Annotated in this window: 21 protein-coding genes; 3 read left to right on the top strand and 18 right to left on the bottom strand. The window is 54.4% G+C overall.

What is annotated here, in order from left to right:
* Positions 1-52: 52 nt before the first annotated feature.
* Complete coding sequence (locus TRESADRAFT_RS01605) at positions 53-883, bottom strand: sigma-70 family RNA polymerase sigma factor (protein ID WP_002702236.1); 831 nt, start codon at positions 881-883, stop codon at positions 53-55.
* A 238-nt stretch (positions 884-1,121) separates the two neighbouring features.
* Between TRESADRAFT_RS01605 and TRESADRAFT_RS01600 the strand changes: the two genes are divergently transcribed.
* Positions 1,122-1,397 (top strand): co-chaperone GroES, encoded by a 276-nt coding sequence (locus tag TRESADRAFT_RS01600; RefSeq protein ID WP_002702234.1) that lies wholly within the window; start codon positions 1,122-1,124, stop codon positions 1,395-1,397.
* 64 nt (positions 1,398-1,461) lie between these two features.
* Here TRESADRAFT_RS01600 and TRESADRAFT_RS01595 read toward each other — a convergent pair whose 3' ends face one another.
* The 9 genes from TRESADRAFT_RS01595 to TRESADRAFT_RS01555 form a co-directional block, all read right to left on the bottom strand.
* Positions 1,462-3,474, bottom strand: a complete 2,013-nt coding sequence (locus tag TRESADRAFT_RS01595) for a hypothetical protein (protein WP_002702232.1) — start codon at positions 3,472-3,474, stop codon at positions 1,462-1,464.
* A 128-nt stretch (positions 3,475-3,602) separates the two neighbouring features.
* On the bottom strand, positions 3,603-4,061 hold the full coding sequence (gene nusB, locus TRESADRAFT_RS01590; protein ID WP_002702230.1) for a transcription antitermination factor NusB: 459 nt from the start codon (positions 4,059-4,061) through the stop codon (positions 3,603-3,605).
* A gap of 4 nt (positions 4,062-4,065) precedes the next feature.
* Complete coding sequence (locus TRESADRAFT_RS01585; protein WP_040842084.1) at positions 4,066-5,157, bottom strand: MOSP complex formation periplasmic protein, TDE1658 family; 1,092 nt, start codon at positions 5,155-5,157, stop codon at positions 4,066-4,068.
* 95 nt (positions 5,158-5,252) lie between these two features.
* Positions 5,253-7,079 (bottom strand): alanine--tRNA ligase, encoded by a 1,827-nt coding sequence (locus tag TRESADRAFT_RS01580; protein WP_002702226.1) that lies wholly within the window; start codon positions 7,077-7,079, stop codon positions 5,253-5,255.
* Between the two features lie 14 nt (positions 7,080-7,093).
* Positions 7,094-9,472 (bottom strand): pallilysin-related adhesin, encoded by a 2,379-nt coding sequence (locus TRESADRAFT_RS01575; protein ID WP_002702225.1) that lies wholly within the window; start codon positions 9,470-9,472, stop codon positions 7,094-7,096.
* A 6-nt stretch (positions 9,473-9,478) separates the two neighbouring features.
* A complete protein-coding gene (pgsA, locus tag TRESADRAFT_RS01570; RefSeq protein ID WP_002702223.1) occupies positions 9,479-10,123 on the bottom strand; it encodes a CDP-diacylglycerol--glycerol-3-phosphate 3-phosphatidyltransferase in 645 nt (214 codons plus the stop codon).
* A 223-nt stretch (positions 10,124-10,346) separates the two neighbouring features.
* Positions 10,347-11,207 (bottom strand): hypothetical protein, encoded by an 861-nt coding sequence (locus TRESADRAFT_RS01565; RefSeq protein ID WP_002702221.1) that lies wholly within the window; start codon positions 11,205-11,207, stop codon positions 10,347-10,349.
* Positions 11,208-11,604: 397 nt separating this feature from the next.
* Entirely contained in the window at positions 11,605-12,291 is a 687-nt protein-coding gene (locus tag TRESADRAFT_RS01560) for a hypothetical protein (RefSeq protein WP_002702219.1), read from the bottom strand.
* Entirely contained in the window at positions 12,288-13,121 is an 834-nt protein-coding gene (locus tag TRESADRAFT_RS01555; RefSeq protein ID WP_002702217.1) for a cytidylate kinase-like family protein, read from the bottom strand. The genes TRESADRAFT_RS01560 and TRESADRAFT_RS01555 overlap by 4 nt, the downstream gene beginning before the upstream one ends.
* A 208-nt stretch (positions 13,122-13,329) precedes the next feature.
* Here TRESADRAFT_RS01555 and TRESADRAFT_RS01550 point away from each other — a divergent pair, with 208 nt between their 5' ends.
* Entirely contained in the window at positions 13,330-13,875 is a 546-nt protein-coding gene (locus TRESADRAFT_RS01550) for an NUDIX hydrolase (RefSeq protein ID WP_002702214.1), read from the top strand.
* A gap of 77 nt (positions 13,876-13,952) precedes the next feature.
* Here the strand turns inward: TRESADRAFT_RS01550 and TRESADRAFT_RS01545 are convergent, their stop codons facing one another.
* From TRESADRAFT_RS01545 to TRESADRAFT_RS01510, 8 genes are all read right to left on the bottom strand, one after another.
* Complete coding sequence (locus TRESADRAFT_RS01545) at positions 13,953-14,855, bottom strand: LysM peptidoglycan-binding domain-containing protein (protein ID WP_002702212.1); 903 nt, start codon at positions 14,853-14,855, stop codon at positions 13,953-13,955.
* Positions 14,856-14,992: 137 nt separating this feature from the next.
* Complete coding sequence (locus tag TRESADRAFT_RS01540; RefSeq protein WP_002702210.1) at positions 14,993-16,063, bottom strand: hypothetical protein; 1,071 nt, start codon at positions 16,061-16,063, stop codon at positions 14,993-14,995.
* Between the two features lie 122 nt (positions 16,064-16,185).
* Positions 16,186-17,199: a DNA polymerase III subunit delta gene (gene holA / locus TRESADRAFT_RS01535; RefSeq protein ID WP_002702208.1), complete on the bottom strand. Its 1,014-nt coding sequence runs from the start codon at positions 17,197-17,199 to the stop codon at positions 16,186-16,188.
* A gap of 12 nt (positions 17,200-17,211) precedes the next feature.
* Positions 17,212-17,820 (bottom strand): transcriptional repressor LexA, encoded by a 609-nt coding sequence (lexA, locus tag TRESADRAFT_RS01530; protein ID WP_002702206.1) that lies wholly within the window; start codon positions 17,818-17,820, stop codon positions 17,212-17,214.
* Positions 17,821-17,840: 20 nt separating this feature from the next.
* On the bottom strand, positions 17,841-18,107 hold the full coding sequence (locus tag TRESADRAFT_RS01525) for an HPr family phosphocarrier protein (protein ID WP_002702204.1): 267 nt from the start codon (positions 18,105-18,107) through the stop codon (positions 17,841-17,843).
* A 33-nt stretch (positions 18,108-18,140) separates the two neighbouring features.
* Entirely contained in the window at positions 18,141-19,130 is a 990-nt protein-coding gene (gene hprK, locus TRESADRAFT_RS01520; RefSeq protein WP_002702202.1) for an HPr(Ser) kinase/phosphatase, read from the bottom strand.
* Positions 19,131-19,320: 190 nt separating this feature from the next.
* Positions 19,321-19,611, bottom strand: coding sequence for an HPF/RaiA family ribosome-associated protein (locus tag TRESADRAFT_RS01515; protein ID WP_002702200.1), 291 nt, complete (start codon positions 19,609-19,611; stop codon positions 19,321-19,323).
* 244 nt (positions 19,612-19,855) lie between these two features.
* Positions 19,856-21,430 (bottom strand): RNA polymerase factor sigma-54, encoded by a 1,575-nt coding sequence (locus TRESADRAFT_RS01510; RefSeq protein ID WP_002702198.1) that lies wholly within the window; start codon positions 21,428-21,430, stop codon positions 19,856-19,858.
* A gap of 149 nt (positions 21,431-21,579) precedes the next feature.
* Between TRESADRAFT_RS01510 and TRESADRAFT_RS01505 the strand changes: the two genes are divergently transcribed.
* Positions 21,580-22,899, top strand: coding sequence for a DUF1015 domain-containing protein (locus TRESADRAFT_RS01505; protein ID WP_002702196.1), 1,320 nt, complete (start codon positions 21,580-21,582; stop codon positions 22,897-22,899).
* Positions 22,900-23,088: the final 189 nt, after the last annotated feature.

The raw sequence follows: 23,088 nt of genomic DNA, 5'->3' as shown, positions 1-23,088 counted from the left end.
AACGAAAACCGTCCGTCCGTTACGAGTGGGCGCGTTTTTTTTATTGGATGTTTTACGCGACGTAGGCGGAAATTTTCCGGCTCCGCGACGGAAGGCGGATTGTCGAAAGCGCGTGCTTCTCAATCTGGCGGATGCGCTCCTTGGTAAGACCAATCTCATCGCCGACCTCCTTGAGGGACATCGGCTCGCGGCCGTCGAATCCGTAGCGGAGGCGCAATATGCGCTCTTCTTTCGGCGAAAGGTTCGACAGAACCTCCTCCATATCCTCGTGAAGGGCGTTCTCCATCGTCTCGTCCTCAGGCGTCTTGTATTTGTCATCCGCGATAAGTTCCCCGAACGTCTCGCTTCCGGCATCGTCGCGCACATTTCTGTCGAGGCTTTTCATCTCCCGGCTCACGCTCATCAAATTCCTGACGATGCCCTCGTCCATTCCGAGCATGTCGGCGATTTCCTTTGCCTGGGCGGCCTCGCTCTTGTTCTCGCCGATGAGCTTCCGCGCCTTCTCGATGTTGACGAGCTCGTTCGCACGGTTCATCGGAAGGCGGATTTCATGCCCGAACTCGTACAATGCTTTCATTATCGACTGGCGAATCCACCAGACCGCATATGAGATGAACTTGACGCCCGCATTCGGGTCAAAATGATTCACTGCCTGAATGAGCCCGGCATTCCCCTCGTCAATCAAATCCTCGAATTCAATTCCGCGGTTGACGTATTCCTTGGCAATTTTCACCACAAAACGGAGATTCGACTCCACGAGCTTGTTCCTGGCTGCCTTGTTCCCGCCAGCCGCTTCCTTTACGAGCGACGCTTCCTCATCTGCGCTCAAGAGCGGGATATTCCTGATTTCGTTGAGATACATTGAAAGGCTGTCCTGGTTCATAAAAATCTCCTTGCAAAATTGGTTTCGAAATATAAAGAGCAAATTCCGTGCCAAGTTCAAGAACAGAAAGATTTTTGCGGAATTCAGCGTTTTTCCTTTGCCGATTGGACGTATTTTTATTATTTTTCATTGTGAAAACAAAAAGGAACGGAAAATATGCCACATTATGGCGCTTTCCGTCTTTTTTCTGTGTCATTTTGCTACACAAAAATAATAAAACAGATACGGAGGATTCATAATGAAACTCAGACCACTCGCAGACCGCGTTCTTCTCAAGCAGGAGAAGGCCGAGACAAAGACAGCCAGCGGAATCATCATCCCTGAGACTGCTCAGGAAAAAACCCAGACGGCGACAGTCGAGGCTGTCGGACCGGGAACGGAGAAGGACAAAATCACCGTAAAAGTCGGCGACCGCGTAATGTACGACAAATACGCCGGCACGCAGGTGAAAGTTGACGGCGAGGATTTCCTCATCGTGAAGAATTCCGACATCATCGCGGTTGTCGAGGCATAAAGCCATAAAAAAACGGGCTTCCGTAACGGAAGCCCGTTTTTTTGTCCCCTGCTGATTTTTCCGCCTACCCGGAAATCTTCCGCCTGAAAAGCCGCGCTTCGGCGTTCTGCGGGTCGAGGGAAAGGCTGTAGTCGATTGAAAGCTTCGCCTGCTCGACGTTCCCGAGCGAAAATTGTATGACCGCGATTCTGTACAGGATTTTTGATTTAAGGGCGACGCTCTCGCATTTTCCGGCAGCAAGGCCATAAAGCGAAAGCGCCTTCTGGGATTCCCCAGTGCTCGAATAAATCATCGAAAGGTTTATCGCAGATGCAGGCGTCGCAAAAACAGAGACGTTCTCGAACGACTGGGCGACATCGTAGCTGTTTACGACTCCGCCCGACTCGAACAGGACGAATTCATACAGCCGTTTCGCCGCGGACACGTTTCCGTCAATGAGAGAGAAATACGCGGCAAGCTCGACTTCCCAGATGCTCATCGACGCGACGGATTTCGCGACACGGTCGCCGAATGCAAGCCTGACGACGGATTCGGGAACTTTCTCGGACTTCTCGCGGTATTCGCCGCCGAACATGTCCATCTTCACCTCGACGGGCTCGTTTTCCCGTGATGCAACGGGAACGTCGCCATTCTCGCCGCCGTCTTTCGCTCCAAGATATTTCGCGCTTATGTAGTTCGAGAAGAGGGTGCGCGCGTCATCGATGAATCCGTATGAGATAAGCTTCTGGACGCAGTAATAGACGAGAAGCGACGGGTACATGTTCAGCCCCGACTCGTTCTTTTCGAGCGTCCGCCAAATCTCCGCCGTCTTTGCGTTTATCGGAAGCTCCGAATTCGCGCGCATGAAAAGCGAAATGCGCTCGACAATCAGCGAATCGATGAGGTTCATCTCGCTCACCTCGCCCGTCTTCTCGTCCCCGCGGCTTTTGTCCTCGATTTCTGAAAGCCGGTGGATTGCATCCGAAATGAGGAACCGCGGCCGCTCGTCGAATTCCCTCATCTTCTCGGTGCGGAGCGTCGTCTTCCTTACAGTTTTCTCCAAATCAGTCATTTCGACGGGAAGCGAATCCTCCCACGCGAGCTTTCCGTACGAAAGCAGCGCCGGCGCGTATGACGGATTCCGTTCAAGGACGGAAAAAAGTAGGTCGTAGGCGCGGCGGTACTGCCTGTTCTCATACGACCAAAGCGCGCTGTTGACCGCGACGATGTCGGGAATTTTCTCGGGGGACGACTCGATGTACGCGGAGCGCGCTTTCTCCGCCTGCTCAATCTCGTCGAGCTGCATGTAGCAGTCAGACGAAACGGACGCGGCAAGCGAGCGGACCTCCTCGGACGTGGTGAATTTCACCGCGTTGGAAAGATTTTGGAGGCAGATGTCGTAATTCGCGGCATCGAACTGGACGAGCGCCCAAAAAACGGAGCTGCTCGCGAACGCTTCCGCCTCGGCGCGGCTGACGAATTTCAGCTTCGCCCCGTTCCGCAGGATTCCCTCCTGAAGGAGCGATGCCTTGAGATACTCGCCGTTTGAAAGATAAATCAGCGCGCAGTTGACGAGCCACGCCGGATTCCGCGTGTTCGCGTAAATGTCCTTGTAGATGTCGATGAATTTGTCGCTCATGTAGACGGGAAGGCTTTTCGTGCTGCTGTTCTTGAGCACCGCCTCAGAATAGACGGAGCCGTATTTCGTTCCCGAAAGGATTTTCGTCACCTTCTCCGCATCGCCCGCGCGCCCTTCCCTCAAAAGGAACTGCCCGTACACCGCAGCAAGCTCTGGGTTTCCGGGAAACTTCTTCAGGCCTTTTTTCAGCGCTTTCTCGGCGAGCTTCTTTTCACCGAGGTATTTGTAGCGCTTGTACAATCCGAGCCGCGCCTGATAGTTGTAGGCGTACTTCTCCGATTTTTTCAACAGCTTCAACGCCCCGCTGAAATCCTTTTTCATCACCAAATCGTCCACGTTCTGGATGGATGCCAAGAACGAATAATGCTCGTTTGTCTTCTCGCACGAAGAAAAAACGGCGCAAAAAACGGAAATCGCCGCAAAAATGGCGAAGCATCTGAAAACTGTTGACCTTCTCATACTTAATTTATCGGCTTGTCCGCAGAATACTGAACGCCCGCCCCCGCAGATTCCGCAATGACAATTTTTTCCGGGCGCATCATTTAAAAAACGCAGAACCTGCATGATGCAGGTTCTGTCGGCGTGCGTCAGTCAGCGCTCTCTCCGTTCAGGAATTTTTTTATGTTGTCCAAAATCGCGTTGACGAATTTGAACGAGCCGTCGGGACCGAATTCCTTGGCGATGTGGATTGCCTCGTCGATGACAATCGACGGCTGGATGTCCGTCTGGTATTTTAGAGAATAGACGCTCATGCGCAGTATCGAGAGCGAGACTTTGTTCACGCGCTCGATGTCCCACGTCTTGAGGTGGTTCTTTATGATTCCGTCTATTTCCTCAAGATGCTCTATCGTTCCCGAGACAATCATCCGCGCAAAAACGATGCTGTCAACAGGCTCGCTTTCCTTCTCGGAACTATCCTCGGAATCCCTATCATCCGGCTCTGCGAAATTCCAGTCGAACTTCAGAATCTCATCGAGTGGAATCTTCCCGACCTCAAATGAGTACAATCCCTGGAACGCAAGTATTCTGCTTTTTCTTCTTGACATATAGCTACCAATTTAAAAGTTTGTCGAGTGCATCGCCTGTTTTCTTGCGATCCACATTTTCCGGCGTATCGAGCGACTTGGCGAATTTATTGAGCGCCGCAAGGAATGCCTCGCCCTGTTTCTGGCTCGAAAGGTTCTGCTTGATGTATTCATAGACCGTTATCGTCGTATCCGGCTGGACGACATCGCTAATCGAAAGCATCTTTGCCGGATATTTCTGGCGTACGGCGTAAAACTGGAAATCGTTTTTCGTCTCCGTGAGATTCGAGATAAAGCCGACGCTCTTTCCGAACAGCTCGTTGAGGTCGGCCGCAGACATCCCGAGCTGCTGCGCGTGCTGGACGCTTTTCTGAATCAGAAGGTCGCCGCCCTGATACGTCTTGTCGGCAGTCGCGTTCGCCTTTATCGATTCGTAGGAAAGTTTCTTGTCCTTCAAATCGTTGAGCATTTTGTTCGCCTTCGAGCGGGCAGCTTCGACATCGTTTCCTTTCGGGACGACTACGAGGAAAATCTTCGCCATGTCGTTCTGGACGAAAGAAGCCTTGTTCAAATCGTAGAAATTGCGAATCTCGGCATCGGTCGCAGTCGCGCCGCCAATCTCGTCCTTGTACATGCTCTCGACGTACTGGCGGATTATTATCTGGTTTTTCAAATGCGTCTTGTACTCGGCGACGCTCATGCCGACAGTCTTCTTCATGAAGTCGTCGAGCGAAAGATTCGTCTGGCTCTTTATAATCTCCGCGAATTCCGCCTCGGAAACCTGCCTTCCGACCTGCATGCTGAGCTGCTGCAGGAACACCTTGTTCACCTGCGTCTCCGTAAGCGAAAGCCCGCTCTTCTGCGCGGACTGGATGATAAGCTTCTCGTCAATCATCGACTCAAGAATCTGCTTCTTCTGCTCCACCGAGAACGCCTGGTTGTTGTTCTGCTTCTGGTACAGCTCAACTCTTGTACGAAGCTGTTTCAGCGTGATGGATTCAGATTTGTTCAGTTTGACGACGGCAAGAGGCTGCAAATCAGCCTGCGCGAACGCGCCAGACGCAAAAGAAAAAAACATTGTCGATACAATGGCAGCCACAAGAGCTAAACGTTTCATTTTCATTCCCCTTTTCAGATTATGCGCCCGCAAAAGGTGGGCACGGGCAAACATAACCTGAAAAACATTTTGTTATATAAAAAAGTTACGGACGATTACTGCGGGTCAAGCGGAAGACCGCCGGAAATCGTCGCGCGGATTCTGCGGACGCCTGCGGAAGAGCTCTGCTCCTTCTCAATCTTGAACACGCCAATCTGCGCCGTGTGCTGAACGTGAGGACCGCCGCAAACTTCCTTGCTGAACCAGTCGCTCTTCGCGTCGCGGCCGATGGTGTAGACTTTGACGCTCTCGCCGTACTTGCTCGAGAAAAGCGCGCGCGCGCCCTCCGCCTTCGCCTCGTCGAGCGTCTTTATCTCCATCGTAACGGGGAGGTCTTCCTTAATCTTCTCGTTCACGATGTCCTCGACTTTCTGGATTTCCTCTTTCGTCATCGGGCGCTCGAACGTGAAGTCGAACCTCATCCGCTCGTTGTTGATGTTCGAGCCTTTCTGCGCGACCTGATTTCCGAGAACCTCGACGAGCGCCTGCTGCAGAAGGTGGGTTGCCGTGTGGTATTTCGTCGTCGTGTCGCTCTGCTCCGCAAGACCGCCCTTCGCCTTTCCGGCATCAAGCGATTTAGAAGCCTCCTGATGCTTCTTCTCGGCTTCCTTGAAGCCCTCCAAATCGACGGTCATGCCGTTCTCCGCGCCAAGCTCCTGCGTGAGCTCCACGGGGAAGCCGAACGTGTCGTAAAGGCGGAACGCGACTTTTCCCGAAATCTCTTTTTTCGGGTTCTTGAGCAGGTTCGGAAGAAGGCGGCGGAATTCAGCCTCTCCGTTCTTGAGCGTGACGCGGAATTTGTTCTCCTCCGCAGTAAGCTCCTTCCTGATTTTCTCCGCGTTTGCCTCAAGCTCCGGATACGCAGCCTTGAAATTTCCGATGACGACATCGGCAATCTCCGCGAGGAATTCCTTCTCGATTCCGAGCTTCATTCCGTGGCGGACGGCGCGGCGGATGAGGCGGCGGAGAACGTAGCCCGCGCCGACATTCGACGGTGAGACGCCCTTCTGGTCGCCGAGGATGAACACCGACGCTCGGCTGTGGTCGGCAATGATGCGCACCGATTTGTCCTTCTCCGCGTCAGTTCCGTATGAATAGTCGGAAAGCTCCTCGATTTTGCCGATTATCGGCTGGAAAACCTCGGTGAGGTAGACGCTCGTCTTTCCCTGAAGGATGCAGTTCGTCCTCTCAAGTCCCATTCCCGTATCGACGTTCTTTTTCGGAAGCGGAACGAGCGTTTTCTCGTCGACGCGGTTGTACTGCATGAAAACGTTGTTCCAGATTTCCATCCAGTTCGCGCTGTCAGTTCCCTTGTTGCTGCCTTCCGGAGGAAGACCTTCCCCGACCCAATAGAAAATCTCGGTATCGGGACCGCACGGACCTGTCGGGCCTGCCGCCCACCAGTTGTCGGAAGCGGGAAGATAAGCGATTTTGTCCTCGGGCATACCGTTCTCTTTCCAGTATCCGGCAGCCTCCTCGTCGCGCGGTGCATTCTCGTCGCCCGCAAAAACAGTGACGGAAATCTTCCTCGGGTCAAGCCCGAGCCATTTCTCGCTCGTAAGGAATTCGTAAGAGAACGCAATCGACTCCTTCTTGAAATAATCGCCGAGCGACCAGTTGCCGAGCATCTCGAAGCACGTAAGGTGGCTCGGATCGCCAACCTCGTCGATGTCGCCGGTGCGGACGCACTTCTGGTAATCGGTGAGGCGCGTTCCGCCCGGGTGCTTCTCGCCGAGCAGATACGGCACGAGCGGGTGCATTCCCGCCGTCGTGAACAAAACTGAGGGGTCATTTTCAGGGATAAGGGACTGCCCTGAAATTTCGGCATGATTCTTCGATTTAAAAAACTCAATGTATTTTGAGCGCAATTCGTTAGCAGTCATAATCGATGATAATATTATTTTATAAGGATGAATTCAACACGACGGTTTTTCCATCTGTTCTCCGCGTCCGTCGATTTCGCCAGCGGGAACTTGCTTCCGTTTCCTTTTGCGGAAAGCCTGTCCGCCTCGATTCCGTTCTGCACGAGCCAGTCGAGGACGAATTCCGCGCGCTCCTTGGAAAGCTGCACGATTTCCTGTTCCTCCGTATCCGAACCTGTCATATTGTTCGCGTTTCCTTCTATGCTTACCCTGTAATCGCGGAATTTCTTGAGGATTTCCGCGACGCGGTGGAGGACGCGGATATTGTTGTCGATGGTGCGCCGGTCGAGGCCGTGGCTTTCCTTGTCCCAATCAGGCGCGCTCCGCACTTCCTCGTCGCTAACGAAATCGGCGTTGTCCGAGCGGAATATAATCGACGGAACCTGAATCTTGAGGCGCCCGCCTTCCTTGATGACGAGAATATCGACCTGGACGAATCCCTCCTCGACGCATTTCGTGCCGTTGGAATCCTCAAGCGTGAACGTATACGGATAATCAGTCGCCGACTGGACAAGCTCGTTCGAGACGCTCTTGCCGTTCCACGTTATGACGTCGTCAACCTTCGTCGTCCCGGACTTCGACCAGAACGTTTTCCTTCCGTCGGGCGATTTCACCACGAACGACCATTTCTTCACGCCCGCCTCGCTGTCGATTCCGAGATAGACGTTCAGCTCGTCGCCCACGCCGTCACCGTCCGGGCTGAAATAGCGCGGCGAAATGCGGACGGTCGCCTTGGGAACGGGAAGCTCCTTCATTGCTTCCTTCGACGCGTCGCTGGCGAAAACGACCTGCGACACCGATTCCTGCGTCTGGAAATCGCCCTGCTCGTCCTCGCCGCCGCTGTCGGAAACGACAATCGCGCCCTCGGCAGGCTCGACGAATTTGCGCAGGACAATCGGCTTCGTCTGCTCGTTGTAATATCCCTCGGGGCTTACGGAAACCTTCTGCAGCGAAATCCGCTCGCCATCCGCGCCCATCTCGCTCGTCGGAAGATACTCGCCCGAAAAGAACGCCGTGCCCGACTCGGAACGGAACTGGATGAACGTCTTCCCGAAGATGTCTATCTGCGTGAACCGCCCGCGGTCGCTCAAGGACGCGCCCTCCACGGTATACTCGCTGTTCGTGAACGAAATCCTCACGCCGTCGTCGCATTCCCACGACACGTCCTTGACGAGCTTCTCGACGTATTCGCTCACGTTCTCGCGGTTCGAACGCGACTTCGGCTTCATGACAACTTTCTTGTAGTTTCCGTCCCACAAATTCTCCTCGCCGATGAGCATCCGAACGTCGTCCTGGATTTTCACGCGAATCTCATCCAAATCGACGAGAGAGATGTCGAACCTGCGCTGGAGGTTTTCGATTGACTTGTTCACCGACGAGAAATAGATGCCGTTCCTGCGGAGGTTGCTGTTCGTCCACGAATACACCTCCTCGTTGTCCTCGAACTGGAAGACGATTTCCTCGTTCTGCTGGTCGAAGAATATGAAGCGCCGTTTTTCCGCGCCGTCAGCCTTGTACCACAGCCCGTTCAGGAATTTCGCGAACGAGGATACGGTTCCGTCCTGAATTTTCGCAAGCTCCTTCGCCGCAATCGAGCTTCCGGCAACGCGGATTGAGCGCACCTCGACGTATTTCCGCTCGGAAGCGCTCCAGTCGTACATCGTCTGAATCTGGTCGAGCCGCGCCGAAGACGAATTCGACGACGACTGCGCCTCCGACGTGTACACCCAGACGGGAAAACTGCCGCCCGACGACTGGGAAAGCTCGTACGACTCGCTCCGCTGGTTCTGCTGTATGAAAATCGTCCCCTCCGACTCGAAGTCGCCGATGAGCCTCATCCCGAATTTCTGCGGGGAACCGTCAGCGCCAGACGTGTCGGCAATATAAATCTTCATCACGAAATGGCCGTTGTCCGCGTATCCCTGATAGACGAGCGCGTTCTTGTGGTTCCCGATTACGTCCATGCTCGTGCAGACGAACGTCCTGACCTGCGCGATTTCCGTCTGGATGGTGAACGAGCGCACGTACGTCGACGAGGCGGCGTTGTAGAGCGCAACGACGACGGAAAGATACGGGCTTGACGATGTTTTTATGACGTTGAGCTGGTCCTCGAACCCGTCGTCGTCGATATCGACCTCGACAGTCGAGATGAGCGTCTCCCCGCTCGACAGCGTTATGAACGACGTGTCGGGCACCGTCTCCGCCATATCACGCGACGGCTTGTCGCTGATGACGGGAACGACGACGCGGGAGCGCGACAAAACGGAATCGTGTACGAAAAGCTTCCTGCTGAAAACAACGAACGCGAGGAAAACCGCGAAAAGAACGAAAACGACGGGAATCAGCTTCTTCATCTGTCTTTATTCCGCAGCCTTCTTGAGGACGCTGCCGAAATTCTTTATGTAGTCGGCAAACGAGGCGAACGCGAACACGACGCAGAGCGCGAAGAATCCGTCCGTAACCTTCACGAGCACGGAAAGAACGTCATCAAGCGCCGAACTGGAGAGGATTCCGCACGACACGAGGTACCCCGCGATTCCCGTGCGCGTGAACCCCTCGACGGCAAGCGCGACGAAGCAGCTCGCCACATAGAAAACAGTCTTGAATTTTCCGCCCTTGCGCGCCGCGATTGCGACGCCCTGCTTAGCAGAGACCATGCGCAGGAAATTCTGCGAGAACTCGCGGTAGAGTATGAGGACGAAGCACACCGTCGGCATGAGCCCGGAAAAAACGAAGCACGTGAACGTCGAAAGATGGAGGAAAACATCCGCAAACGGGTCGAACATCTTGCCGAAATCGCTGACCTCGCCGTTCTTGCGCGCGAAATGCCCGTCCCAGTAGTCGGTGAGCTCGGCAAGTATGAGAAGCGGAACCATGACCGCGAACGACGCGACGGAAAGCGCGCTGCCGTCCTCGCTCTTGAGCCAAATTGGAAGGAAATATATCAGAAAGAAAATCGGGGCGGCAATTATCCTGCAAAGCGTGAATTTGTTAGAAGTTTTCATTTTTTTAGTATCGTTAGCGGGATTGAAAAAGTCAACGGCTAGAAAACAAGGCGGACGCATAAAAACGCGCAATCCAACAATCGGTTTTCCGCGAATTCACCGTCAGACAAAAAAAATCCCCACATACCGGGGAGATTACTCGGTACGCGGGGACGATATTTCATCCCGCCGGTCAAGCGGGTTGAAACCTTTTTAGCGGAAAAAGATTCCGCGATAGTAAGGATTACTCCTCGACAACATCATCGAACAACTTGCCCGTGATGTTCTCTTTTCCGGTCGTGAACGTCGCCTTTGCATAGGTACCGACCGCAGCGTTTCCGTAAGCGGCAAGACCTCCGCGGAGAGTCGTTCCGTCATCGTTTTCCGTAGCTGTGCGGGTATATGTTCCGACAGTCTTTTCTCCGATTTTTATCGTGTACGTTCCGGCGGTAGCCTGAGTTACCGTAATAGTGAACGTATCTGTTTTTTTAGTTTCATCGCGAGTAACCTGATCTTTGTATGTAGAGACATAACCGTTCTGAGATGCTGTGATATACTTATCAGCCTCTCCAATAGCCGTTGCCGAGCTGAAAGCACCGCCATCTTCTGTAGAGAACGATTCGGAAGAAACGTCTTTGTAGTGCTCAACATAGAAGCCCTTGTCATACGGCCTGTATCCGATGATAACGGCATCATACACGTTTTTTCCCTCGCTATTCTGTGTTTTATGGTAGTCGAACATAAGACCGATGTTCGAATATCTGGTAACAGCTCCGTCATCGTCCTGATAGTATTTTTTAGTACCATCAGTTTCAGTAAGTTCAGTCAACTTGCACTGGTATTTCGAGATGTCAACAGTAACCGTCGCCTTGAAAGCAGAGACCTGCTCCTTTGTGCCAAGCTGCTTGAACGCACGCTTATAAAGATACTGGGCATCGGTAGATGTCTTTCCATCTTCTCTAGCGTCAGCCCAGAACGTCAAATCGTATTTTCCGCCAGACGAACCGCCGTCTCCCTCATCGTCAGCACAGCCAACGAATGTTCCCGCGACAGCGAGAGCAGCAACCGCGCTGAATGCCGCCAATACTTTCTTTGAAAGTTTCATAGTCAATTCCTCCATGTCGAATCGATTCTTTCCGCACGAACACTCCGCGCGGCGGCTTTCCTTAAAAACACTTAAAAGAAAGCCGATGATGATACTATATAAAAAAAAAGTAGTTTTTCAACTTTTACTCGCAAAAATCCCATTTTTTGTTTGCGTAAAAAAAGGTTTGCTTATGACAGAAAAAAAAATCGAACTAAGCCATTTTCTACACGTTTTTGTTCCTGACGGTTGAACGCATTCGAAAACGCCACAGAGGATTTTGTGTTGTGAGAATTGCATTGATAAGAAAAGCGCGCAATCCCGAACGCATTTCCATGAAATACGGATGCTGAGTCATGCTTTCTTACGAACGCCGCCCAGCATAGGCTGCGGGATTTTTTTCGGGCGGAGCGCGCCACTACAGCGTGCGGATTGCGGAAATGCAGAAATCGTTCATATCGCTGTCGAATTTCAGGATGTAGAGCGCGGGAAACGTGCGCGAAGGCGGAAGCTCGACTTCAATCTCCTCGAAATCGGAGACGAGCCACGACTTGTAGCGGGAAAGCATACGCCCGGGGAAACCGTCGCGCGCAGGAATCGTGTGCTCCGCGCCATCGTCCACGACCTCGCAGAAAAAGCGGCGCACGGGAACGAGAAGATGCCTGTCGATGCGGTAGACGCGGACGCGGACGACCTGCCCGGCACGCTCAACTGACACGGGAATGCGCTCGGGCGGAACGGGGAAGCGCGCGCCGAGGAACGAGAACGAGACGGCGCAGAGAACGGCATAAGAGATAACGGAAGGAACGAGAAGGATTTTCCAGAGCGCAGAAAGAGCCGTGCCGAACGCGAAAAGCGCCGACACAAAAATCATGTCCACGCGGCTTTCAAGAAGCAAGTCCGCGCTGAACGCACGCCCCGCGGAAATCATCATCGCGGCGAAAAACGCGACCGCGAACGTGATTGACATGCAGAAAAGCGAGAGCCGGCATCCCAGCATCCGCTTCCCGAAAATCTTCGACGAAACGGCGCAGAGGACGCAGCCGAACGCGGAGCCGAGGAAAAACGCACAGCAGCCGAGGCACAGCGATGCCGACGAATTCATAAGCCCGACCTGTAATCCTGAACGACGCTGATTTCGGAGCGCACGACGAACTGGGGAAGCTCGCACGACGCAATAGTCACAGCCCTGCTCGCAATCGCCGACGAACCTGCCACGCCGCGCAACGTGACGGTTTTCTTCCCGTCGATTACGGAAATGGACGCGCGGAGGTAGTCGATGTTCATCTCGTAGCAGAAAATCAGCACGTTGACGAGGTGCTGCCCGATGAGAAGCTCCTCGATTTTGACCATGCCCTCCTCCTCGACGGCATCGCTCATCATCGACTGCACCCCGTCGGCAATCATTCCCGCGACGGTGTCGATTCCGAGAAGCCCCGTGTTGAAGACGACGTGGTAAAGCGACGGGTCGTTGACGTTCACGTCGAAAAAGCTCTTGTGGAACCCAGACCTGTTCGTGTCGCTTTCGTTCATGAGCTTCTGCGCAGACTTTCTGTCGAAGCCGAATTCGCGCTCGAGTCGCTCAAGGCGGATTTGCCCGTCGGCGACGAACCGGCACGATATATGGTTCGGGATGTCGCGCAGGACGAGGAACGAGCCGCGCCCAATCAGTATGCAGTTGTTGTTCGACGCGAATTCGAGGATGGCAGTCTGAAGGTAGTCGAGGTATTCGTCCCTGTCCTTCGAAAGCGACGCGAAAAAGCCGGGCCTCCGCTCGTCGAATTTCCGCAATTTCTCCCTCGGAAAGCCGAGCTTCACCACGCGCTCCTCAATATCCTTGCGCCCGAAAAAACGGTACCCCATCTTCTCGGCGACGGCGGCGCAGATTTCGTCGCCAAGAGACGCAATCTGCCTTGAAATTGTCAGAATCGCCATTCAAACCTCCAGTGCAAGCGGAAAAAATCGACTCCGTTTGAAATTCTCCGCATTTGCTCCTAAAATCATCGGAATCCGGCGCGGGAAAGTAAACCGCGGCAGAAACACGGGACGATATAAAGCAAATTAACTTGAGAAGTGCCATTCCGAACTTGTTTCGGCATGACATCGTTTTTTCTGGTTGATTTACTGCATGAGGAGGAAAATCGTGGGCGAAAAAATTGAGTGGAACGAAATCGGGAAGGAAACCCTGCTGAAAACGCGCGTCATGGACGTCTGCCAGACGACGTCGGTCTCTCCGGACGGGCGCGAGGGAAAATTCATCGTGAACGACGCCCCCGACTGGGTAATCGTCATCGCCGAGCTGGACGGAAATTTCCTGATGGTCAGGCAGTGGCGGCACGGCGAGAAGGGAATCAGCACGGAATTTCCCGGCGGCGTAATAGATGAGGGCGAGACTCCGGAGATGGCGGCGCGGCGCGAGCTGAAGGAGGAGACCGGGTTCGAGGCGGGAACCCTCACCTACCTCGGGAAGATGAACCCGAATCCGGCGCTGTTCAGGAACCACAGCCATTTCTTCGCCGCGACGGACCTGATTCCGACCGGAAAGCAGAACCTTGACGACGACGAATTCGTCGAGTACATGCAGATTCCGAAAGACGAGGTAATAAGGAAAATGGGAAGCGAGGAATACCCGCATGCGCTCATGGCGGCCGCGCTGATGAAATACATGGCGGCGAGCGGAAACAGATAAACGGCAAAAAAAATGCTGTCCTTTTCGGGGACAGCATTTTTTTCATGAAGTCCGGATTTCCGGCGCCATTCCGTTTTTCACTTTGCGTCGCTCACGGAAGGAGACGCAGGAGCCGAGTTCGAGATGAGGGAAGCGCCCTGCTTCTGCTCTGTTTTTGCGGGCTCGGCTTTTTCGGGCGCCGCGGCTGATTTCTGCTCTGCTTTTGCAGGCTCGGCCTTCGCCTCGGATGCCTTCGGTTCCGCGCTTTTTGCCTCGGCAGGCTTCGCGTTCACGACGGGGCGAGAAGAGGCGACTGCCGAATACGTGTCGTACTTCTTCGCGGGATTGTAGACACCCTCGCGGTACTCGCCCGTTATGCTCGGAATCTTCATCTTCATTCCGGGGTGGATGAGGTTGGGGTCGTTCGGCTTCGGCATGCTCTGCTTGTTCGCCTGATAGAGATTTTCCCACAGAAGCGGGTTGTTGTAGACGTACGTGCGTCCGGATATGTTCCAGTAGCAGTCCTTCGTCTCAGCCCACGGGCGCACGACATAATATTCAGGAAGCGGCGTCACCTCGCGGATGTCGGCAAGTGCGGCAAGAACCTGATTCGCGTAATCGGTCGCCGCAACGTAATCTTCCTTTGCGTACACATCCTTTGCCGACGCGTACGCCTGCTCCGCAGCCGAATATGCCATCGGGAAATTCCTGTCCGCGCTGATTTTCTTCGCGAACGCAATCCTGTCGGAAGCCTTCTTCATCGCCTTGTCAGCCTCGGCCTTCGCGAGCATCTTCTTTATGTATGCCTGCGAGAGCGCGGCGTTCTCCTCCGCTTTCTGGGAATACTCGACAGAAAGCTCGTATTCGCCGGCGTCGAGCGCGTTCTGCGCTTTCTTCGTGTACTCGTCGGCGAGTTTCTGATACGTGTTGTTCTTGTAGCTCACAGAAAAAACAGCTGAACCTGCGAGCAACGCTGCTGCAACAAAAAGGACTTTTTTCATTCAGTATCTCCGTTTTCCGTAAAAACCGCCCGGAACGTCCCGGTCACCGGACGGCTTCAAATATGCCCCTTCTTCCGGGCACCTGTTTTGAAATTCCGAAACAGACCTGTCCGAGATGCCCCCGAACAAGCCAGCTTTTATTTTGCGTCCACGACGCTGCCGCCATCGGCATTATCGGCCGAATTCTCCGCGGCAATTGCCTCGTCGGCTATTTTCGCAGCGGTCTCGGCAAGCTCGCCGGACTCGACGTCGATAACGGAATCTTCGGGATTCGCGAACGAATCCTGCTCAAGGAGCACCGCGTTCTCGTCCTCGATTCCCGCGACTTTCTCGGTAAGCGGGTTCGTCTCGTCTGTCTCGGCAGCGAATTTCTCGGCCTCAAGCTTCGCCTGCTTCGCCTTCTCGAGCGCAGCCTCGGCATCGGCGCGGTCTTTCTTCACAGTCTCGAACATCGTGATGTACGATTCCTTCGCGCTCTTGTATCCGTTGTAGGCAGCCTCGTTGTTCCGGTACGTGTACGCGGACTCAGCCTTCTTGAAAACTTCCGTCGCCTTTACGTATGAATCCTTCGTCCGCTTCGCAACCTGGCATTTCACGCTCTCGGCGTCCTTCTTCGCGGCGATTGCGGCCTTGCGCTCGCGCCCGACCATCGCGGTGAATCCCTTGTTCACAAGGGAATCGTATGCCTTGAGCGCGATTTCCGCCTGCGCGAGAAGCTCCTTTCCGGAACCTGACGAGGCGCAGAGAGAATCGTAATTGGAGAGCGCTTCCTCTCCGACCTTGAGAATCGACGCGTCGAGGTCCGATTCCGCCATCGTGGCGGCCTTTGTCTTGAGCGCCTGCGCGAGGGAGGCTTTCTGCATGGAGTCGAACCTGACGATAATCTCGTTGAGCTCGGCAGAATAATCGTTTTTCGGCTCGGCGGCGAATTTATCCTTCACGCCGCTGAACGAGCCGTCTGTTGCCTTGAAGAAATCGGCATAATACGTCGGAGCCTTCGCCTCGACAGCGCGAAGGCGGGCCGCCTCCGCTTTCTCTATAAGGGCTTTGTTCGCCTCGGAGAAATCCTCCGAATCATCTTCTTTTGTTTCCTCGACGGCAGGCTGCTCGTTCTTGTCGTCAGCCGCCTCGACATCCGTCGATTTACAAGACGCGAACGTGAACGCCGCGAGGATTCCGAATGCAATTGCAATGCGATTAACTTTCAAAATATATATCCTCCTTTATGTCAAATTAAAAATGCTGCTTATTATAAAATAGAAACAAACATCGGGCAATAATATAAAATATCGGCAGGAACGGCAAAGCAGAAAACAGGAAGTCAACGAAATCAAAAATCGGCGACGTATTTTGAGCAGGGCGAGCCGTTTTTCATCACCATCTCGTATACAAGCATGAAAAGCAGCGTGTTCTGGAACGCGCTTCCGGCGGAGCGGATTTCGACGTCGAATGCAGAAAGGCGCGCGGTTATCGACGAAGCCTGCGCGAAAGACCAAATCCGAGCGGCGCGCTCGTACTGCGCAATCGCCTTTTTTGAAAGGAACCCGTTTTTTTTGAGGACGGCCTCGCTGACGGGCCCGGAATGGAGCGAATGCCAAAGCCCGAGCTTCCTGAAACACGACGCGAGCCCGGCGATAAGCGGAACGGGGCTCGAATTCTTCGTCATCATGATTTTCTGGACAATCGAAAGGGAATTCTCAAGGCGCTTCTCGGCGGAAAGCCCCGTCTCCACCATCGCGTCGAAAAGCGTGAACGCGTTCTCCTCGCGGTTGTGCGAGAGGATGTTCTCGACGTCGCCCGCCGTTATCGTCGCGCCCGGGCGGAAGCAGTACAAGAAGCGGGAACATTCCGTGCGGAGGGAAAGCGTGTCGCCCTCAACCATGTCGAGGATAAGCGAGACCGCATCATCCTCGATGCCGAACCCGTTTTTCGAGAAGAAATCGCGTATCCAAGCATTTTTCCTGTCCTCAGAAATCTCCCAGAAAATCTGCCGGTTCTGTTTCGGAACGATTTCCTCGAGCTTTTTGTCCACGGAAATCTCGTCCGAAACGAGGATGAGCACGTTCTGGGAATCGGAGGCGGACGCGAGCCATTCGGAAAGCGCCCCGACGTCATCCTTTTTCTTTATGAGCTCGGCCTCGCGATAGACAACGCAGCTAGACGCGGAGAAAAGCGACCCCGACTGAAGCGTCGAGACGACCTCGGAAACGGGATTTTCCGAAACGTAGCACGTCGAGAATTCGACATCGCCGAGGCGTTTTTTCAAATCCGCTTTTATCGAGTCGATTTTGTCGCCCTTCGCCCCGAATTCGGGACCGGTAAAAAGGTATGCCTGAGCCGCCATCGTCTTCCCGAATCAGTACGCGCGGACTATGCTTGAAAGGATTCCCACAACCTTGACGTCCTTGCTGTAAATGGCGGGAAATTCGGGGTTCTCCGGCTGGAGCCTGATTCCGTCAGTCTCTTTGTAGAACCGTTTTATCGTCGGATAACCGTCCGCGACGGCAACGACAATCTGCCCGTCAACAGCAGCCTCGCTCCGCTCGACAACGGCGAGGTCGCCCTCGAGGATTCCGGCATCCCTCATGCTCGTGCCGCGTACACGAAGAGCGAAATACGATTTTCCCGCCTTGACGAACGGCTCGACGAGATTCACGTAGCCGTCGATGTTCTCCTCGCACAGGAGCGGCTTTCCTGCCGCCACGCTTCCGAGAATGGGCACCTTCGACACGAACGGCTCGTCATCGCGCTTCGTGTCGACGAGGACGCTTATCGATCGGGCGCGCTTCTGGCTCTGCGAGAGATAGCCTTTTTTCTGGAGCGCCGCGATATGGTCCTGCACGGCGCGGAGGGAAATCCCGAAGTTCACCCCGATTTCCCTGACAGTCGGGGGGAAACCGTTCTCTTTTATGAAGGAGGAAATGAAATTGAGGACTTCCTTCTGTCTTTGTGTAATTTCTTTCATTGCGTTTTCCTGCGTAGAAGTCAGTCTTCCTCGAATTTGCTCTCAAACAGGTCGTAGAGAGTCTCCACAGCCTGCTTCTCGTCAATCCCATCGGCCTTAACGACAAGCACCGTGTTGTAGCTCGCCGCCATCGTTATGACCCCCATAATGGATTTCGCGTTGACAGTCATTGAATCCTTCTGAATCTGGATTTCCGCAGAGAATTTGTTTGCTGTCTGCGCGATGAGTGCAGCCGGCCGAGCATGAATTCCCGCCCGGTTTTTTACCGTAAGAGTTTTTTCTGTCATAAAGAACTTCCTTGTAAATTTATATGAAGATTCTCAATAAGAATCATCGCTTCCATAGTAGGTGTCGCGGACCTGCCCAGTCTCAATCCACTTGAGGATGTTCTGGTTGAAATCGCGCGCGGAATCGTATCCTTTTGCCCGGAGGCGCTCGTTCATCGCGGCAGCCTCGATTATTATGGGAAGGTTCCGCCCCGGCTTGACGGGAATCTCGATTTCCGGAATCTCGACGCCGAAGAAATCGACCATTTTCCTGTCGGTACCGATTCTATCGTACGTTTTGTCAGAATCCCATTCCCCGAGCTTTATAACAAGCTGAATTTCCTTCTGCTCGCGGATGGAGCCGATTCCGTAGAGCTGCGAGACATTTATGATTCCAAGCCCGCGGATTTCCATATGATGGCTTATAAGCGCGTTCACGCCCTGCCCGAGTATGGTGCTACCGTTCACGCACCTGACGTTGACGATATCGTCCGCGACAAGGCGGTGCCCGCGCTCGACAAGCTCAAGCGCGCATTCCGACTTTCCGACGCCGGAATGCCCCGTCAGGAGGATTCCGATTCCGAAAACCTCCACGAGGACGCCGTGCATCGTCTTTGTCGGGGCGAACACGTTGGAGAACACGCGCATGAGCCTCATGCAGAATTCAGTTGCCTCGATATTCGTCTGGAGGACCGCGCACTGGACGCTTTCCGCCGTCTTTATGAACCTGTCGTCAGGAAAAAGATTGTCCGAAAAAACGACGAACGGGATTCCGAACGAAAACAATTTTTCGACAGAATCGGTCTTGTTCTCCGCGTAAAGCTTCTCGAGGTACTTCACCTCGCCAAGCCCGAAAACCTGCGCCCGGTCGGACTGGAATCCCTCAAAGAACCCCGTAAGCGCAAGCCCCGCGCGGTTGACGTTCGGGACGACGACCTCCTTGGAGAGACCTTTCCGCCCACCTATACATTTGAGATTCAACGAATTCTTGCCCGGAAGTTTCATGTCGAGCAAATCAAGCACCAAGAAGGGTTTTTCCGCCATAAAAATGACTATACACACAAACGCCAAAACGCACAAGTTGTTTCTACAGCCAAACGCATCATACGCGAAACTCCCACAGAAAAAGCGCAAGCAATGCCGGCCCGGCGCATATTTTTCCGTTCCGGACACAAAAAAACGGGCGCCCGTAACGGACGCCCGCAAAAAATCGCCTCAAAAGCGGCTCACGGAATTACTTTTTTTCCTGAACCTTGTCCTTCTCTTTCTTAATCTTGACGTCGAGCACATCCATCATCTTGTTGAGGGAAGCCCCGAAGTCGAAATCCTCGGCGGAGACATGAGCCTGCGTTCCCCAGCGGAAATTGACAGTCGCGTCGAAGACATATGCCTTCTCATGCTCGACCTTCACGATGAGGTCGACGATAAGGTCGTCGGCATATTTCACGCGCTCGATTTTCTTCTCAATCATGTCTGACTGTTTCTGTTCAAGCTCAAATCCCACCGCCTTGATTGTCTTTGTCATAATGTACTCCTTGTTATAAGCAGAATTGTCCACCACGAGCAGACGGCAGCCGCCCCGCTGGACCTATCAAACATGTCCGGAACCTTCAGTTTCAGAACAGGTTGTTTCGAAACGCGATGCTCAAAAACGTGCTATTCGCGCTTTTTTGAGCTCGTCGACCTGAGCGGCAACGAAGTTATCGAACATGTCTATTACAATATACACCACAAATCCGAATTTGGCGAATTTTATTTTGCGGCGAAGCTCACCGCTCGTACGACGAATTGATGTTCAGCTCGGCGCGGTATTTCGCGACGGTGCGGCGGGCAATCTTTATGCCGCGCTCAAAAAGCATGTCCGCGATTTTCTGGTCACTCAGCGGCTTGTCGTCGGGGGAGCGCTCCCTGAGAATCGACTCAATCTCCGCCTTGACCCCGACTTTCGACGTCGGCGCGAAATCGCCCCCGACGATGCGGTTCATCTTCTGTTTTTGCACGGTCTCCTCGTTCACCGCGTTCGTGAAGAAATAGCCGAACGGGAAAATCCCGAACTCGCACGAAAGGAATTTCCCGTTCGCCATGCGCGAGATGGTCGAATCGTCGACGCCGAGCGCGCCCGCGACATCCTTCTGCTTGAGCGGGACGAGGAAGCGCGCGCCCTTCTCGAAAAACGCGTGCTGCCGCCTGACAATCTCGACCGCGGCACGAACAACAGTCCACTCGCGGAAGGAAACGCTGTCGATGAAAGCCGACGCCGCCTGGACGGAATCGCGCGCGAAACGTAGCTCCGCCTTCCCCTTCTCGTCGAGGCTGTCCGCCTGGACGGAGGAGAGTTTTTTTTCGAGGGCGGAAAACTCGGGCGAAATCCTCATGTTCGGAATCGAAGCGCGGGAAAACGAAACTTTCAGCGCGCATTCCTCCATGAATTCGCCGACCACAATCCCGTCAGGCGTCTCGAAATTCATCTTTCCGTCACCGTCGGCATCGACTTTCGGGATTTTCTCCACGAAAACATCGGGATATACCGTGTTCGTGGAGGAGACGCCGAACGCGCGCGCAGGAAACGGGTCGAGCGTCTTTATGAAGGAAATCGCGTCGCGCGCGTCATCCTCCGTCAGCAGCTTCCGCGGGATGCGCTCCGTAAATTCAGGATACAGCTCGTCAGCCGCGCCGGAAAAAGCGGACTCCCGCCTTGAGACGATGAAACGGTTCGCCTTCCGCGCGACCTTTTCGGGCACGGGCGGGTCGAGGAAATCGAAGTGCCCGTTCAGTATGAAGAGAACGATGCCCGAGGCGCCCCTGTCGATTGCCTGAATCAGGAGGCTGTGCTCGAAATTCGTGCAGCACGTCCCGACGGGGTCGAGCCGCTGGACGATGTGGATGCATTTTGCGAGAAGCCGCTCGTCGTTCGACGGCTTCGATTTGTCGAGGAGCGAAATCGGGGCGAGGATGTGGAAGCCGTTCGCGTTCAGGTTGCCGACAAGCCGCTCGCACAGCTCAGCCTCGTCGCGCGAAAGGTTCATCGACCGGAGCTGGTGGAGGAGATGGTCGGAAAGGGGAACGCGCGTGTCGGCGTTCGACTCAAGCGCCTTCTGGAAGCGCTCGCTCGCCTCCTCGCCCTCCTTTCCTGAAGAGCCGTACCGTATGTTGTCGGAGAACCGCGCCCGCGCCATAAGCCCGGAAGAAACGCCGTCCTCAAAAGAGTCGCCCGACACCTCAAGCGCTGGATTCTTTTCCGCTGTCCCGTAAATCTCGTCGCGAAGCTCGCCCGAGGAGAGTGAGAGAATCCTGAGCGACTGGATTTGCCGCTGGCTCAGCCTCATCGACTGGGACATCTTCATTTTTTGGGATTGCGATTGACGCTGTGACAAAACGAGCTGCATGGGGACAGTATACCATCTTTCGCATGTGCCGTCCCGCAGGCAAAAACGCGGGCTGCCGCCATTCTCAGATTCACGGGGAGCGATTTTTTTTGTAGAATCGTGCCATTATGAAAACATTCAGCCGATTCGGAGTTCAAATCCCCGAGATTCTGCTTCCGAAAGGAATCAGCCTCGGAACGTGGTCCGTCATCGCGTGCGACCAATACACGCAAGACAGGGAATATTGGAAAAAAGCAGCCGCGGCAGCGGAGGGAAAGCCGTCGACGCTCAACCTCATCTATCCGGAAGTCTACCTGAACGAGGCGGACAAGGAAAAACGCATCGAGTCGATTCAGCGTACGATGGGCGAATACCTCAAAAGCGGCCTGTTCAGCGCGGAGGAGATGGCGGTCTACGTCGAGCGCACGACGGAATACGGGCGCATGAGGAAAGGTCTTGTCGTCGCGATCGACCTCGACAAGTACGAGTGGAAACCCGGCTCGAAGGCGTTCATCCGCGCGACGGAGGCGACCGTTCCGGAACGGATTCCCCCGAGGATGAGAATCAGGAACGGCGCGCAGCTTGAGCTTCCGCACATAATGCTCCTCGCGAACGACAAGGAGCGCGCGCTCGTCGAGGAGACAGGAAAAATCGCCAAGCTCGACGGGGAAAAGGCATACGACGGGGAGCTGATGCTCGGCGGCGGAAAAATCACCGGCTGGAAAGTCAAAAGCGACCGCGCGATAAAGCGTATTTCCGACGCGCTTGAGAAAATAAAGGACGAGAACACCGATTCCGACGGGAACACGTTCCTCTTCGCGGTCGGCGACGGGAACCACTCGCTCGCGACGGCAAAGGCCGTCTGGGACGAGCACAAAAAGACGCTCTCGGATTCCGAACGCGAGGCAAGCCCCGTCCGGTTCGCGCTCGTCGAAATCGTCAACATTTACGACGAGGGGCTGACGTTCGAGCCGATCCACCGCGTCGTGTTCAACCACAATCCGGAAAAGCTCATTTCGTTCACGGCGGAAAAGCTCGGCGGAAAAATGCTCGGCTTCGATTCGGCGGAAAAGCTTGCCGGATTCATCGGCGACAAGACAGCTGCCGGCGCGCGGTTCGGCTTTATCCGCACGGAAGGCGGGAAAACGTCGTTCACCGCGCTTGAGACGGAAATCACGGACCTCGCGATTGCCGCGCTCCAGCCCGCGCTCGACGAATTCATCGCCGGGGACAGCGGAAAAAAGGAGGACATCGACTACATCCACGGAACGGAAGACACCGTCCTCCTCGGAAAGAAGGAAAACGCGACGGCAATCCTCCTCCCCCCGATTGCGAAGGACTCGTTCTTCCAGACAATCGCGAACCGCGGCGTCCTTCCGAGGAAGTCGTTCAGCATGGGCGAGGCAAGCGAGAAGCGATTCTACGTCGAAGCCCGCCGCCTCTTCTAAACATCCTCAGCTTGCGGCGCGCGCCGCACATGATGACGGGACTCCATCGGGGTTCCGTCTTTTTTTCCGGCAAACAGCCACCGACGGAACAGCTTATCCACTGTCCGTGGAACTTTCTCTTTTCTCTTTTCTCTTTCCTCTTTCCTCTTTCCTCTTTCCTCTTTCCTCTCTGCCTGTGGATAAGGCTGA

Source organism: Treponema saccharophilum DSM 2985 (assembly GCF_000255555.1).
GTDB lineage: Bacteria > Spirochaetota > Spirochaetia > Treponematales > Treponemataceae > Treponema_D > Treponema_D saccharophilum.
This window is presented reverse-complemented; position numbering and strand designations above follow the sequence as displayed.